The organism is Advenella sp. S44, assembly GCF_002810445.1.
In the GTDB taxonomy this organism is placed as follows: domain Bacteria; phylum Pseudomonadota; class Gammaproteobacteria; order Burkholderiales; family Burkholderiaceae_B; genus Advenella.
Window position 1 is genome coordinate 70,315 of record NZ_NEXS01000008.1, and the last position, 12,793, is coordinate 83,107.

Sequence of the window (12,793 nt, forward strand, 5' to 3'; positions counted from 1 at the left end):
CTCGATATTATTCCTGTGATTGCGGCTGCGTTACCGATGCGGGCATCACTATCTTGAGCAGGTCCTTGTTAGCCTTGACGGTAAACGGCGCCTGCAGCGTATGGACTTCGCCGTCCATGGCAATCTCGATACTGCGCCCTCCTTTCTTTTTATCGATATCCAGCTGTTCAAACGGAAAACTCATGATCTGGCGATCCTGATCCAATCGCTTGAACATCAGCTTTAAGGCCAGCAGCAGCATGCGCTTGCGACTTGATGGCTTGAGCACAATACCGTAAAGATATCCCTCTCCCATTTTTTCATCATACTGCACGCCCGCCTGCTGGGCCTGCATATTGTTATTGCAGGCCATAAAGCTCACCGTTTTTACCATCTGCCGCCCTTCGCCCTTATTAAATTGAAGAGTGTAGGAACGACCGTACTTCATGATGGTGGAAAAAGCAGCAAAAATAGCAATACCCCGGCGCCGGCCGAACTGGACCTTCCATTGCTCCCGGTCGGCCAGCAATTGGGAGTATAGGCCCAGCGTGGCATTCACGATAAAATGCACGCCGCCGATTTCTCCTGTCTGGACCGCACGAATCTGGCCGGTCAGCAGGTCTCGCAACGCAATGTCCGTGTCCAGCGACAAACCATGGTCGCGTGCAAACATATTGAATGTGCCAAACGGCACGATCGCCATCGGAAACTGATTGGCAATCGCGTGATTGGCCATGGCGCTGATGGTGCCATCGCCCCCGGCCACAACCAGTATGGCGTGATGCGCTTTTACCAGTTCCACCGCTTCTTTCTGTTTTTGCTCATGATCATCTTCCGGGTAGACGCAGACAATGTGGTACTGGCGGCCATGCATTACCGTGGCAATTTTTTCCAGAAACTGCTCTGTGTCCTGGTTGCCGGAACTGGCGTTGGTAAAGAACACAAAAGAACGCGTGGCCGCATCGGTTGGTAGCGGCGCCTGCTGTTGGACATCCGCGTGGCGGGCGAGGTCGTTGTCAGGGCGCTGCAATGGGTTGCTAGGCGTTGTCATATGGGTTCCTTTATGGCGTCAAGACGGCCCTGCCGATCACTTTTCCGGCGTGCAGCGCCATGAGTGTCTGGTCAGCCTCTTGCAGCGGATGACGACTTACCGGGATAGGACGGATTGCGCCCTGCCTGACCAGCACCATCAACTCCTTCAGTTCGGCCAGGTTGCCCACATATGACCCCTGTACCGTGGCAGCCTTCAACGGAAACAAGGCCAGTGGCCACTCGCTTTGTCCGCCGAACAAGCCGATAATCACCAACTTGCCGCCCTTGGCCAGCAGATTGAAGGCGTGACTGGCCGTAGACGGCGCCCCCACATAATCGATCGCAGACCAGATGGTACGCGTTCCGGCTGCGGCATAAATGTCCTCGACCAGCGTTTCACTGTTGCCATCGACTGCCGCCAGTGCGCCGGCTTGCACAGCCGCCTGGCGTTTGGCCGGATCCAGGTCAACAACGACCGCGCCCTTGCCCCCCATGGCATGCAGCCATTGCAGGCACATTAGGCCCAAGCCGCCGGCACCAAAGATAATAACCGGTTCGTTTTGCAGAACGGTCTGGTCAAATTTCTTAAGCGCCGAATAGGTTGTCAGGCCTGAGCAAGCGTAAGGCGCTGCCTGCACCGGATCCACATCTGCAATATCCACCAGATATTTTGGGTGCGGCACGACAATTTGCGTGGCGTAGCCGCCATCACGATGGATCCCAAGGCATGCGGGCGCTGCGCACAGGTTTTCGTCGCCGCGCTGGCAGACCACGCATTTTCCGCAGCCAATCCAGGGATAGATCAGATAATGTTTATCCGTATCCAGGTCACCCGCGTCGGGGCCTATCGCGCGCACCTTGCCGACCGTTTCGTGGCCGGGCGTCAGCGGCAGGCTGACGCCGCGGTCCTTCAGCTGCAGCCGCTTTCCCTGCCCAAGATCGTAACCGCCCTCCCATAGATGCAAGTCACTGTGACAGACGCCCGCCGCCGTGACGTCCAGCACGACCTGGGTGCCCTGCGGGATAAAATCCTCTTTTTCCATCATTTGCAGGGGGGACTTGAAACCGGTAATGCAGTAACACTTCATATTTTCACCACTCCTGTGCCGGTGCCGGTCGTACTGGGCAAGCCAGAGATGACGGCCGAGAATGGATATTGTATATGAGGTCGTTGAAAATGCCTTGCACTGTTCCGACAATAAAGGCCAATTGATGATCTGAAACCCGGCAATATAGACATAAGTATTCGGTATTTCACAAGGGAACGCGGTTGGCCTAGACTAATGAGAATACTGCCGTTGGGCTGCCCCGCCCGTCACATAATAATATCGGCAGCGACATCGTCTAACCGGGAAAATCGATGAAATCAGATCCGAAGTGGTCTTTTGTATTAACGGTTCTGCTTTTTGCAGGCATGATGATCGGATTATCGCTATCGGTATTGAACGATTTCATGTCGCAAGCGGTGCCGCTGGCCGGCCGTGATATCTTCGTGATGGTCATGCACGTGATCTGGCTGCTGCTATGGTCAGTCGCGACGATATTCGCCCTCAAATACGCCTTGCAGCCCAGGCGCAAGGCAAGCGGGCGCGACGGCGTACCCGCTACTTCCGCCCGTCAGTCCCAAAATCCAGCGACGTCTGAATATTGAACTCTTCGCCCAGCAAGGGCTGCTCGGGCTCATGCATAAGACAAGCCTCTATTTGCACCGGCCCGTCAGGCACGCAGCAACACGGCAATATTTCGTCTTTGGCGATATAGGCCAGCGGCTCGGATAAATACCGTACGCTACCGTTGACCAAATGCGTCCTGCATGAGCCACAGTACCCCGCACGGCACTGGTACTCTACTTCATGACTGGTGCGTTCCAGTCCTTCTAGCAGTGTTTCTCCTTCCAGCAATTCAAACCGGCTATCGGTCGTTATGACAGATGTCATAGTTCGAAATGCTGCAAATCGTCGGTATTCATCTGTGAATCAATCTGTCCGATCAGATAGGAACTGATTTCCACTTCCTGCGGCGCAACCTGGACATTATCGGAAGACAGCCAGGCGTTAATCCATGGAATCGGATTTTGACGCACTCCTGGAAATGCAACTTGCAGTCCTACTGCCTGCATGCGCAGATTGGTAATATATTCGACGTACTGGCACAGAATGTCCTTGTTCAAGCCGATCATGGAACCGCCTTTGAACAGGTATTCTGCCCATTCTTTTTCCTGCAGCGCTGCCTGCTTGAAGATTTCAAAGCACTCTTCGCGAGTTTCCTTGGCAATCTCGGCCATTTCCAGATCGTCTTCGCCGCTGCGCAAAATATTGAGCATATGCTGCGTGCCCGTCAGGTGCAAGGCCTCGTCGCGAGCAATCAATTTAATAATCTTGGCGTTGCCTTCCATCAGCTCGCGCTCTGCAAAGGCGAAGGAGCACGCAAAACTGACATAAAAGCGAATGGCCTCAAGCACATTGACGACCATCAGGCACAGATACAGCTTTTTCTTGAGCTCGCGCAGGGAGAGGACCACTTGCTTGCCGGCAAGCATATGCGTGCCTTCGCCAAACTGGTTATATAGCTGCGTATACGAGATTACGTCATCATAATAGAAGGCAATATCGCTGGCGCGCTTCAGAATGTATTCATTGGCAACGATATCGTCAAATACCACCGATGGATTGTTCACGATATTGCGGATGATATGCGTGTACGAGCGCGAATGGATAGTCTCGGAAAACGACCACGTCTCGATCCACGTTTCCAGCTCCGGAATGGACACCAGCGGCAGCAGCGCCACGTTCGGGCTGCGACCCTGAATGGAATCGAGCAGTGTCTGATATTTCAGATTGCTGATGAAAATATGCTTTTCGTGTTCCGGCAATGTTTGATAATCGATTCTGTCCTGGGACACGTCTACTTCTTCGGGACGCCAGAAGAAGGACAGCTGCTTTTCAATCAGTTTTTCAAAAATTTCGTATTTCTGCTGATCATATCGCGCCACATTGACCGACTGACCAAAGAACATGGGTTCTTTCATCTGGTCATTCGGAGTCTGACAAAAGGTACTATATGCCATTGTTTTTTCTCTTACTCAATTGCTGCCTGGTCAAATCTTGCACGCGCCGCTTTCGCAGTCATCTTGTGCCTGATCATCCTGTTTGTCTTCCGCGCCGTCACGGGTATTCTGGTAATACAGTGTCTTGACACCGAACTTGTACGCCGTAAGCAGATCCTTGATCATCTGGTTCATCGGGACACGACCGCCTTCGAAACGGGCCGGATCGTAATTCGTATTGGCCGAAATAGACTGGTCCACAAATTTCTGCATGATGCCCACAATCTGCAGATAACCTTCATTGTTAGGCATGTTCCACAGCAATTCGTACTTGTCTTTAAGACGTTCGTACTCAGGCACCACCTGTTTCAGAATTCCGTCTTTGGAAGCCTTGACCGTCACCAGGCCGCGCGGCGGTTCAATACCGTTGGTGGCATTGGAGATCTGCGAAGAGGTCTCTGAAGGCATCAGCGCCGTCAGGGTCGAATTGCGCAGACCATGCGTGGTAATGTCCTTGCGCAGCGTTTCCCAATCCAGATGCAGCGGCTCATCGCAAACGCCATCAAGATCCTTCTTGTAGGTATCAGTTGGCAAAATGCCCTTGGAATAGGTTGTCTCGTCAAAAGCCGTGCACGGACCGAATTCCTTGGCCAGGCCTACAGAAGCCTTAAGCAGATAATACTGGATCGCTTCAAAGGTGCGGTGCGTCAGGGCATTGCCACTGCCGTCCGAATATTTGGCGTTATTCTTGGCCAGATAGTAGGCGTAATTGATGACACCGATACCCAGAGTACGGCGTTTCATGGAACCAATATACGCGGCTTTTATCGGATAGTCTTGATAATCAAGCAAGGCATCGAGCGCGCGCACCGCCAGATCGGCCAGGCCTTCGAGCTCGTCCAGCGATTCGATGGCACCCAGGTTGAATGCAGACAGCGTGCACAAGGCAATTTCGCCGTTCTCGTCGTTTATGTCTTCCAGCGGCTTGGTCGGCAGCGCGATTTCCAGGCACAGATTGCTCTGGCGCACGGGCGCCACGGCCGGATCAAACGGGCTGTGCGTATTGCAGTGATCAACGTTTTGAATGTAGATGCGACCTGTGCCGGCCCGCTCCTGCATCATCAGGGAAAATAGTTCTGTCGCCTTAACAGCGCGCTTGCGAATGGTTGGGTCCTTCTCATATTGTGCGTACAGTTCCTCGAACCGGTTCTGGTCCTCAAAAAACGCATCGTATAAACCAGGCACATCCGAAGGAGAAAACAGCGTGATGTCGCCGTTTCTGATCAGGCGCTGGTACAACAACCGATTGATTTGCACCCCATAATCCATATGACGTACGCGATTTTCCTCAACGCCACGATTGTTCTTGAGCACCAGCAGCGATTCAATTTCCAGATGCCACATGGGATAGAACAAGGTCGCTGCGCCGCCGCGAACCCCACCCTGCGAGCAGCATTTGACCGCTGTCTGAAAGTGCTTGTAAAAGGGAATGCAGCCCGTATGCTGGGCTTCGCCGCCGCGAATGGGGCTGCCAACCGCACGAATGCGACCCGCATTGATGCCGATGCCGGCGCGTTGCGATACATAGCGCACGATTGCGCTGGTCGTGGCGTTGATGGAATCCAGACTATCGCCGCACTCGATCAGCACGCAAGAGCTGAACTGGCGCGTGGGCGTACGAACGCCAGACATGATCGGTGTAGGCAGGGATATTTTGAACTGCGACGTGGCGTCGTAGAACCCTTTGACATAAGACAGTCGCGTGTCCTTCGGATACTTTGAGAACAGGCATGCCGCAACCAGAATATACAGAAACTGGGGGCTTTCATAGATTTCGTGGTTGACACGATTTTGCACCAGGTACTTGCCTTCAAGCTGCTTGACCGCGCCATATGAAAACCGCATATCGCGACTGTGATCGATATAGCTGTTCAGCTCGTCGAACTCTTCCCGCGTATAGTCCTGCAGGATATGTTCGTCGTATTTGCCCATTTCGGTCAGCCGGGTGACATGATCGTACAGCGACGGCGGATCGAATTGCTGGAAGGCTTTCTTGCGCAAATGGAAAATGGCCAGACGTGCGGCCAGGTACTGATAATCTGGCGTGGCCTGCGAGATCAGGTCCGCTGCTGCCTTGATGATGGTTTCATGGATATCTTCCGTCTTAATGCCGTCATAGAACTGAATATGGGACTTGAGCTCAACTTGCGACACGGAAACATGATCCAGACCTTCTGCGGCCCACGTGATAACGCGGTGAATTTTATCCAGATCAATAGGTTCTTTTCTGCCGTCACGTTTGGTGACCAAGAGTGTGCTGTTCATTGCGTATGCATTTCCATGATGGTTGATGGAACGGTTCGGAGCCGGACCGACTATTATCTATATATAGTGTTTTATTTTATGTTTGACACAATATATAGTATTAAGCCGCATATTTCAAGTGATCAGGATCTGGTGCAAAACCTTGAAAAACAACACAACGCTTTGATTAATATGGCTATTTCTACGCGCTAGAAAAAATGTAACGATGTTGATTATATGCGATATCCGGCACGGCCCTCTGCACGTGGCGGCGACTACGGCTTGTGCAGCTGATGCCGCGCAGCCGCTTTATCGCCGCGAATCGACAAACGCAAACGCCTCCAGCAAAACGGCCGGATCCTGCCTTGACAGTTGGACGGGGTCAGACAAATGACGCCGCCACTGGCGCGCGCCCTTACGCCCATTGAACAGACCAAGCATGGGTTTGACGACGACCCGCAACGGAACGTCGTGGGCGAGCTGCGATTTCGCATAGCGGGCCATTTGCTCGACAATGGCGGCGTCGTCATTGACCGGCGTGTCAGGCCACAACTGTTGACTGCTTTGGCGCAATACATACGGTTCATGCCATGCCGCCCTGCCGACCATGGCGCCGTCAAACATCGTGGCGGCCTGACTGATCAGCTCGGTCGTGTTCAATCCGCCATTGAGCACAAACAGCGCATCGGAAAAATCGCGTTTGAGCTGGGTCACCACGTCGTAGCGCAACGGTGGAATCTCCCGATTGTCTTTGGGCGACAGCCCCTTGAGCACCGCATTGCGCGCATGTGCAATAAATACCCGGCACCCGGCGTCATACAAGTGCCCGACAAAATCGCGCACGAAACTATACGACTCTTCGTAATCCAGTCCGAGCCGGTGCTTTACCGTAACGGGCACCGTCACCGCATCCTGCATGGCCTTGACGCAATCGGCAACCAAAGCCGGTTCGGCCATCAGACACGCGCCAAACGCGCCCTTTTGCACCCGTTCTGAGGGGCAGCCGCAATTAAGATTGATTTCGTCATACCCCCAGCTTTGCCCCAGCCTGGCGCAATGGGCCAGCGCAGCCGGTTCGCTGCCGCCCAGTTGCAACGCTACCGGGTGCTCCTGACCGCTAAAACTCAAATGTCGTGCCACATCTCCAAAAATCAGCGCGCCAGTGGTAATCATCTCGGTATAAAGCAAGGCATTGGGTGCCAGCAAGCGGTGAAAATAACGACAATGCCGGTCAGTCACATCGATCATGGGGGCAACACTCAGCCGCCAGGGTCGCAAGCCATCGGCATCGGTATAGTCAAGCAAAGGCGTGCCCGCCAAACGTGCACTTACCCCAGCGTTCGCCAGCGCAGCGGCGGCATGGTTTTTCGCGGTATTGTCATCGATCACTGAATGCGTCATTATCGTTTATCGCCAGAAATGCGAAAATCAATATGGGGAGGCCGATGCCGGTCCTGAAGTTCGCGCTGCTCTTCCAGTTGCTCCAAGATGGCAGACTTGCGCACCACGCCCAGCAGTATCGGTTCGTCTTTGGACAGCAGCACCGGCAAGCGCTCGCCCATAAAGCTCAGAAACAGTTCCAGCCCCTGCCCCAGCGTCATGTCCGGGTGCAGGACCGGGATAAAATGCGGCTGCACCATCAATTCCGATATCGGCGTCGTCATGGGCGCTTGTGACAGCAGCCAGCGCGTCACTTCCTGGTTGGACAGCACGCCCAGGTAATGGTCATTTTCATCTATCACGTAGAGATAGCGCACGGGGTGGTCCTGAAACATGGTCACCGCCTGCTCCAGTGTCTGGTCCTGGCGCAGCACCGTTTGCGCATCTATCACAAGTCCCTTGAGCGTCATACTGCTTATCTGCTGCCGAAGCCTTGCCGTCTGCTCGCGCGATAACGTGACCCCATACATGGCCGGCGTGCTAAACAGACTACTGACCACATTTGCAATCACGCAGGCAAACATCAGCGGCAACACCAGGTCAATCCGGTGCGTCATTTCAAATATCATCAGGATCGCCATTAACGGCGCATGCGTGCCAGCCGCCAGAAACGCGCCCATTCCGATAAGTATATACAGGGTAGGCTGCCCTGCCAGCTCGGGCACCACGAATGAAATCACCTGGAAAAACAGCAAGCCGACACTAGCGCCCACCATCAACATGGGTGTAAAGACACCGCCGGTTGCGCCTGAGCCCACCGTTGCGCCCGTGGCAAGCACTTTGTAGGCAAGCATCAGCAATACTGCCGGGAGCGTCCAGGACTGAGTCAGCATGTCTTCGATCGGTCCGTAGCCATTGCCGGCAGCGTTGGGCTGCAGCACCAGAATCCCGCCAAGTAATGCACCGCCTAACGCCAGGCTCAATGGGAGGGGCAATCGGGTCTTGCGAAACAACTGGCGGATCGCATCCAGAAAACGCAGGAACAGCGGCGCCAGCAGCCCGGCCACCACCGCCAGCACGCACAGCAGTAGTAAAGTGGAGTCAATCGCTAGCGAGATAGGTTTGACGTCATAGGTGACACGGTAGTAACCGGTAAGATGCATGGTGACATTGGCAACACCCGCCGAGATGACCAGCGGGCCCAGCGTGGCGACCGACAGGGTTCCGAGGACGATCTCAGCCACGAATAAGGCAGCCGCAAGCGGCGCATTATAGGCAGCAGACACCCCGGCGGCGGCGCCGCAGGCCACCAGCAGCCGGATATCATTAGAATTGAAGGCCAGGAAACGTCCGATGGCCGAGGCGACCATGGCGCCCAGGTGCACCATCGCCCCTTCCCGGCCGATAGAGCCGCCGGTGACGATGGTAGACAGAGAAGACAGAACCCGCAGTGCACCCTGGCGCAGCGACAGTCGCCCGTCCGACAGCGCTACCGCTTCCATATAATCCGCGTTCATATCCTTGCGGACTTTGGACGAGAGCCACAGCAAGGTTCCTGCCAGCAGTCCGCCCACGGCAGGAAAAAGGATACGCTCGGTACTGTTCCAGCGGCTCGCCACGATTTCGATTTCACCCGGTACCGAGCCAGTCAGCAACTGTCCCCAGTGGATGGCCATATGAAACAGAACGGTCATGCCCGCCCCGGCCACGCCCACGACGATGGCCCAGACAAAGAACGCCGGCCGGTTTGTCAGCCAGGCAAACTGAGTCAGCTTGTTGCGTGCCTCAAAAGGAGAAAACATGGCCATTTATCGGTCTCGGAGAAATAACAGGCGCGCAAACAAATTGCGGCAAACTGCAAAAGTGCTCCATTGTAGCAAAACTCGATTGTGATTCTTTTGCGCACCGAGCGCCACGCACGCTTATCCTGCTCAACCTGCACTAAAATGATCGGCATTCAAATGATTCTGTGTAACGTATTTTCTCATGGCCGTATTTACTCCCGTCACCAACCAGGAAGCAGCCGACTATCTGGACCTCTATGCGCTGGGCGAATTTGTTTCCCTGCGCGGCATTACCGCCGGCATTGAAAACACCAATTTCTTCCTGAACACCACACAGGGCGAATACGTGCTGACCGTATTCGAAGTGCTCAATCATGAGCAACTGAATTTTTACATTGAGCTGATGCACTCGCTGGCGAGCCAAAACGTCAAGGTGCCCATGCCACAGACGTTGCGGGACGGCAAACGGATCGGTACCCTGAAGGGCAAACCGGCAGCCATTGTTGATCGCCTGCCCGGGGGGTACGAATCCGACCCCGGCGTACAGCATTGCATGATTGCTGCGCGCACGCAGGCAAAGGCGCACCTGGCAGCCCGGGACTTTACCCTGCACCAACCGAATTTGCGCGGCCTGCCCTGGTGGGAAGAAACCTATCCGGCCATCCGCCCGTTTCTGACTGAACAGCAAGATGCACTGTTTGTATCCTGCCTGAACGAACAGCGCCGGATTCAGTCCGGTAGCGACTGGAGGGCAATTCCTGCCGGCGCCTGCCATTGCGACCTCTTTCGCGATAATGTGCTGTTCGATGGCACCTATGATGAGCCACGCATGGGCGGCATCATTGATTTTTATTTTGCCGGACATGATGCCTGGTTGTTCGATGTCGCGGTCGCGGTAAACGACTGGTGCATTGAGCGCAGCACCGGTGCCCTGCAGCCATGGCTGGTTCAGGCGTGGGTCAACGCCTATGCTCAGGAGCGCCCGTTCACAGAAACGGAAAAAGCGTTGTGGCCGGTTGCACTGCGCGCTGCTGCCCTGCGTTTTTGGACCTCGCGCCTGAACGACTATTTTCGTCCGCGTCCTGCCCAGACGCTCAAGCCCCATGACCCGACCCACTTCGAGCGCATCCTGACGTTACGCGTCCAACAACCGGCACCGCCACTACCGTAAAAAACATGATTGCTGCAAAACTTCCGGCCTTATCCGGCTGGCAATGGCTCAAAGACGCCTTCCTGATTTTCCGAAAGCAGCCTTTTGCGCTACTCGCGCTGCTGTTTGTTATCAATATGATTAGCCAGATCCTGATGCAGATACCGGTGATCGGGGTGGGACTGTTCATTATTACCATGCCCATCGCCAGCCTGATTGTGGTCAGTGCGTGCCGGGATATCCAGGGAAAACCACCAGGCTTCAGTCACCTTGACCCCAAGGCCTGGGTGTTCAGCCTGCAAAAGCCCAAAGTCATATCTCGTCTGGCGCTGTCCGGTTTCGTTTATGCCGGCCTTCTTCTGCTGCTGAGCGTGGCTTTGTTGTATCCGCTGCTGGATGAGCAGACCATCTCGCAGATCAGCAGCATCCTCTATGGCGTCCAGGCCGGCGCCGACGCCTCGGCCCAAGCCCTGCCCGACGGCGGCACCATCGTGTTGCTGCTCAGCTGGGCAATTCTGCTTTTTGTTGTGACCCTGATGTTCTGGCATGTGCCGCAACTGATCGGCTGGGAAGGACTCACGATCAGCAAGGCCATCTTCTATTCCTTTGTCGCGTCTTGGCGGAACAAGACCGCCTTTCTGACGTATTTCCTGTGCTGGTTCCTGCTGTTCGTCTTTCTGCAGTTTATTCTCGTGCCCTTAATGGTGTTGCTGGGACTGCCAGCCCTGCTGATTGCATTTGTCATGCAGGTGATATTGATGATCATGGTGGCTACGATATATTGTGGATTCTATTCCAGCTACGCGGCCATTTTCGGCACGCAACAACCTACAGTATTGTGACAGGCGTCGCGCCGGGTTGCGACATTTGAAGGCAGGCGTGATTTGGGCGCATGGTAAATTGGCAATCGGGACGGGGCTCGCAAATCTGACAGGCGACGAACTTGTTGATCTTCCCAATAGTCAAAAGCCGGCAATCTAAATATAATCAGCAAGAATTTAACGCCGCTTTTTGTTTTTTTTCGTCTTTCCGGCGTCAGCGCCTTGCAGCAACACGCTACCTGCGTTGCCGAACATGCCCGGGAAGCCGTATTCCAGCCAGGCCTTATCAAAGGAAAATACATGTTCAGACACTTTGCCCTTGCCGCGCTCGCTGTAAGCACCCTGACTGCCTGCCAAAACATGAATGTCGCCGGCATGGTGGGCGCCGCCTCTTCTTTGTTTCAGGCAGCCACGGTATCCGATGAGCAGATTCAGGCGCTGGCCGTCAGTTCCCAGCAGAAACTGGACGCGCAAAATCAGATCGCTCCCGCCAATAGCAAGTACGCGACCCGGCTGGCGCGCGTCACACGCAATCTGCAAACCTACCAGGGCGTGCCGTTGCAATTCAAGGCGTATCTGAATCCCGAAGTGAATGCCTTTGCCTTGCCAAATGGCAGTATCCGCGTCTACTCCGGCCTGATGGACAAAATGACAGACGATGAATTGTTGTTTGTGCTGGGCCACGAAGTTGGGCATGTCATAGAAGGTCACTCCAAGGCCCAAGCCCGCTCCAGCATGCTGACCCTCGCAGCGCAGCAAGCCGGCGCAGCCAGTGGCGTGCCCATTCTGTCCACGCTCTCAGGCAGTGAACTGGGCGCACTCGCCAACGGCCTGGTCAACGCCCAGTATTCCCAGTCGCATGAATACGCCGCAGACGGCTTTGGCCTGAAAATACTCAGGGAACAAGGACGCGATAAATCTTCCGCCGTATCGGCCCTGCGGAAACTGGAATCGCTGTCCCAGGGCAGCGCCAGCGTCTTTTCCAGCCACCCCGATTCGGGCAGCCGGGCCGATCGCATCGCAGCGATGTGATACACGCCGACAGCGGCCCCTTCTTTATGCTGGGGTTTCTCTGCACTTAGACTCGTTTATGCCGCAGCTTCTTTTTGCTGCGGCTTATTACGTTGGAGTCTCTTCAAGCCGGTGCCTCTTCACGCCCGAGCTTCGTTACGCCGGGACTCCCCAACGCTCGGGCTTCTTTACGCTAGCGCCGGTTTATGCCGGGGATCGCTTCAAGCCGAGGCCTGTATCTCGCGGGACATCCATCGCTTGGCGTAATTGCACTGACTTGGCTTGG

Annotated in this window: 11 protein-coding genes; 4 read left to right on the top strand and 7 right to left on the bottom strand. The window is 54.9% G+C overall.

Features of this window, described 5'->3' with window-relative positions; genetic code table 11:
* Positions 1 to 7: 7 nt before the first annotated feature.
* Both CAP48_RS13200 and CAP48_RS13205 read right to left on the bottom strand, forming a co-directional pair.
* A complete protein-coding gene (locus CAP48_RS13200) occupies positions 8 to 1,030 on the bottom strand; it encodes a diacylglycerol kinase family protein (RefSeq protein ID WP_100697470.1) in 1,023 nt (340 codons plus the stop codon).
* 10 nt (positions 1,031 to 1,040) lie between these two features.
* Positions 1,041 to 2,099, bottom strand: coding sequence for an alcohol dehydrogenase (locus tag CAP48_RS13205; protein ID WP_100697472.1), 1,059 nt, complete (start codon positions 2,097 to 2,099; stop codon positions 1,041 to 1,043).
* A gap of 272 nt (positions 2,100 to 2,371) precedes the next feature.
* On the opposite strand from CAP48_RS13205, the gene CAP48_RS13210 reads away from it, so the two are divergent.
* Positions 2,372 to 2,662 (top strand): hypothetical protein, encoded by a 291-nt coding sequence (locus CAP48_RS13210; protein WP_100697474.1) that lies wholly within the window; start codon positions 2,372 to 2,374, stop codon positions 2,660 to 2,662.
* Here CAP48_RS13210 and yfaE read toward each other — a convergent pair.
* The 5 genes from yfaE to CAP48_RS13235 form a co-directional block, all read right to left on the bottom strand.
* Complete coding sequence (gene yfaE, locus CAP48_RS13215) at positions 2,616 to 2,948, bottom strand: class I ribonucleotide reductase maintenance protein YfaE (RefSeq protein ID WP_100697476.1); 333 nt, start codon at positions 2,946 to 2,948, stop codon at positions 2,616 to 2,618. The genes CAP48_RS13210 and yfaE overlap by 47 nt on opposite strands.
* On the bottom strand, positions 2,945 to 4,078 hold the full coding sequence (nrdB, locus tag CAP48_RS13220; protein ID WP_100697478.1) for a class Ia ribonucleoside-diphosphate reductase subunit beta: 1,134 nt from the start codon (positions 4,076 to 4,078) through the stop codon (positions 2,945 to 2,947). The genes yfaE and nrdB overlap by 4 nt, the downstream gene beginning before the upstream one ends.
* Positions 4,079 to 4,108: 30 nt before the next feature.
* Entirely contained in the window at positions 4,109 to 6,382 is a 2,274-nt protein-coding gene (nrdA, locus tag CAP48_RS13225; protein WP_100697480.1) for a class 1a ribonucleoside-diphosphate reductase subunit alpha, read from the bottom strand.
* A 288-nt stretch (positions 6,383 to 6,670) separates the two neighbouring features.
* Positions 6,671 to 7,762, bottom strand: a complete 1,092-nt coding sequence (gene dusA, locus CAP48_RS13230) for a tRNA dihydrouridine(20/20a) synthase DusA (protein ID WP_100697482.1) — start codon at positions 7,760 to 7,762, stop codon at positions 6,671 to 6,673.
* Positions 7,762 to 9,549 (bottom strand): ClcB-like voltage-gated chloride channel protein, encoded by a 1,788-nt coding sequence (locus tag CAP48_RS13235; RefSeq protein WP_100697484.1) that lies wholly within the window; start codon positions 9,547 to 9,549, stop codon positions 7,762 to 7,764. The genes dusA and CAP48_RS13235 overlap by 1 nt, the downstream gene beginning before the upstream one ends.
* 178 nt (positions 9,550 to 9,727) lie before the next feature.
* Between CAP48_RS13235 and CAP48_RS13240 the strand changes: the two genes are divergently transcribed.
* The 3 genes from CAP48_RS13240 to CAP48_RS13250 all read left to right on the top strand — a co-directional run bounded on the left by CAP48_RS13240 (position 9,728) and on the right by CAP48_RS13250 (position 12,528).
* Positions 9,728 to 10,696, top strand: coding sequence for a homoserine kinase (locus tag CAP48_RS13240; protein ID WP_100697486.1), 969 nt, complete (start codon positions 9,728 to 9,730; stop codon positions 10,694 to 10,696).
* A gap of 5 nt (positions 10,697 to 10,701) precedes the next feature.
* Positions 10,702 to 11,517 carry a BPSS1780 family membrane protein gene (locus CAP48_RS13245; RefSeq protein WP_100697488.1) on the top strand — a complete coding sequence of 272 codons (816 nt, stop codon included), beginning with the start codon at positions 10,702 to 10,704 and terminating at the stop codon, positions 11,515 to 11,517.
* A 279-nt stretch (positions 11,518 to 11,796) separates the two neighbouring features.
* On the top strand, positions 11,797 to 12,528 hold the full coding sequence (locus CAP48_RS13250) for a M48 family metalloprotease (RefSeq protein WP_100697490.1): 732 nt from the start codon (positions 11,797 to 11,799) through the stop codon (positions 12,526 to 12,528).
* The last annotated feature ends 265 nt before the right edge of the window (positions 12,529 to 12,793 follow it).

Coding starts and splice junctions, on each gene's coding strand:
- CAP48_RS13205 (WP_100697472.1), bottom strand. CDS start 2,099: ATGAAGTGTTACTGCATTACCGGTTTCAAGTCCCCCCTGCAAATGATG.
- CAP48_RS13235 (WP_100697484.1), bottom strand. CDS start 9,549: ATGGCCATGTTTTCTCCTTTTGAGGCACGCAACAAGCTGACTCAGTTT.
- nrdA (WP_100697480.1), bottom strand. CDS start 6,382: ATGAACAGCACACTCTTGGTCACCAAACGTGACGGCAGAAAAGAACCT.
- CAP48_RS13240 (WP_100697486.1), top strand. CDS start 9,728: ATGGCCGTATTTACTCCCGTCACCAACCAGGAAGCAGCCGACTATCTG.
- CAP48_RS13245 (WP_100697488.1), top strand. CDS start 10,702: ATGATTGCTGCAAAACTTCCGGCCTTATCCGGCTGGCAATGGCTCAAA.
- CAP48_RS13250 (WP_100697490.1), top strand. CDS start 11,797: ATGTTCAGACACTTTGCCCTTGCCGCGCTCGCTGTAAGCACCCTGACT.
- CAP48_RS13210 (WP_100697474.1), top strand. CDS start 2,372: ATGAAATCAGATCCGAAGTGGTCTTTTGTATTAACGGTTCTGCTTTTT.
- dusA (WP_100697482.1), bottom strand. CDS start 7,762: ATGACGCATTCAGTGATCGATGACAATACCGCGAAAAACCATGCCGCC.
- yfaE (WP_100697476.1), bottom strand. CDS start 2,948: ATGACATCTGTCATAACGACCGATAGCCGGTTTGAATTGCTGGAAGGA.
- nrdB (WP_100697478.1), bottom strand. CDS start 4,078: ATGGCATATAGTACCTTTTGTCAGACTCCGAATGACCAGATGAAAGAA.
- CAP48_RS13200 (WP_100697470.1), bottom strand. CDS start 1,030: ATGACAACGCCTAGCAACCCATTGCAGCGCCCTGACAACGACCTCGCC.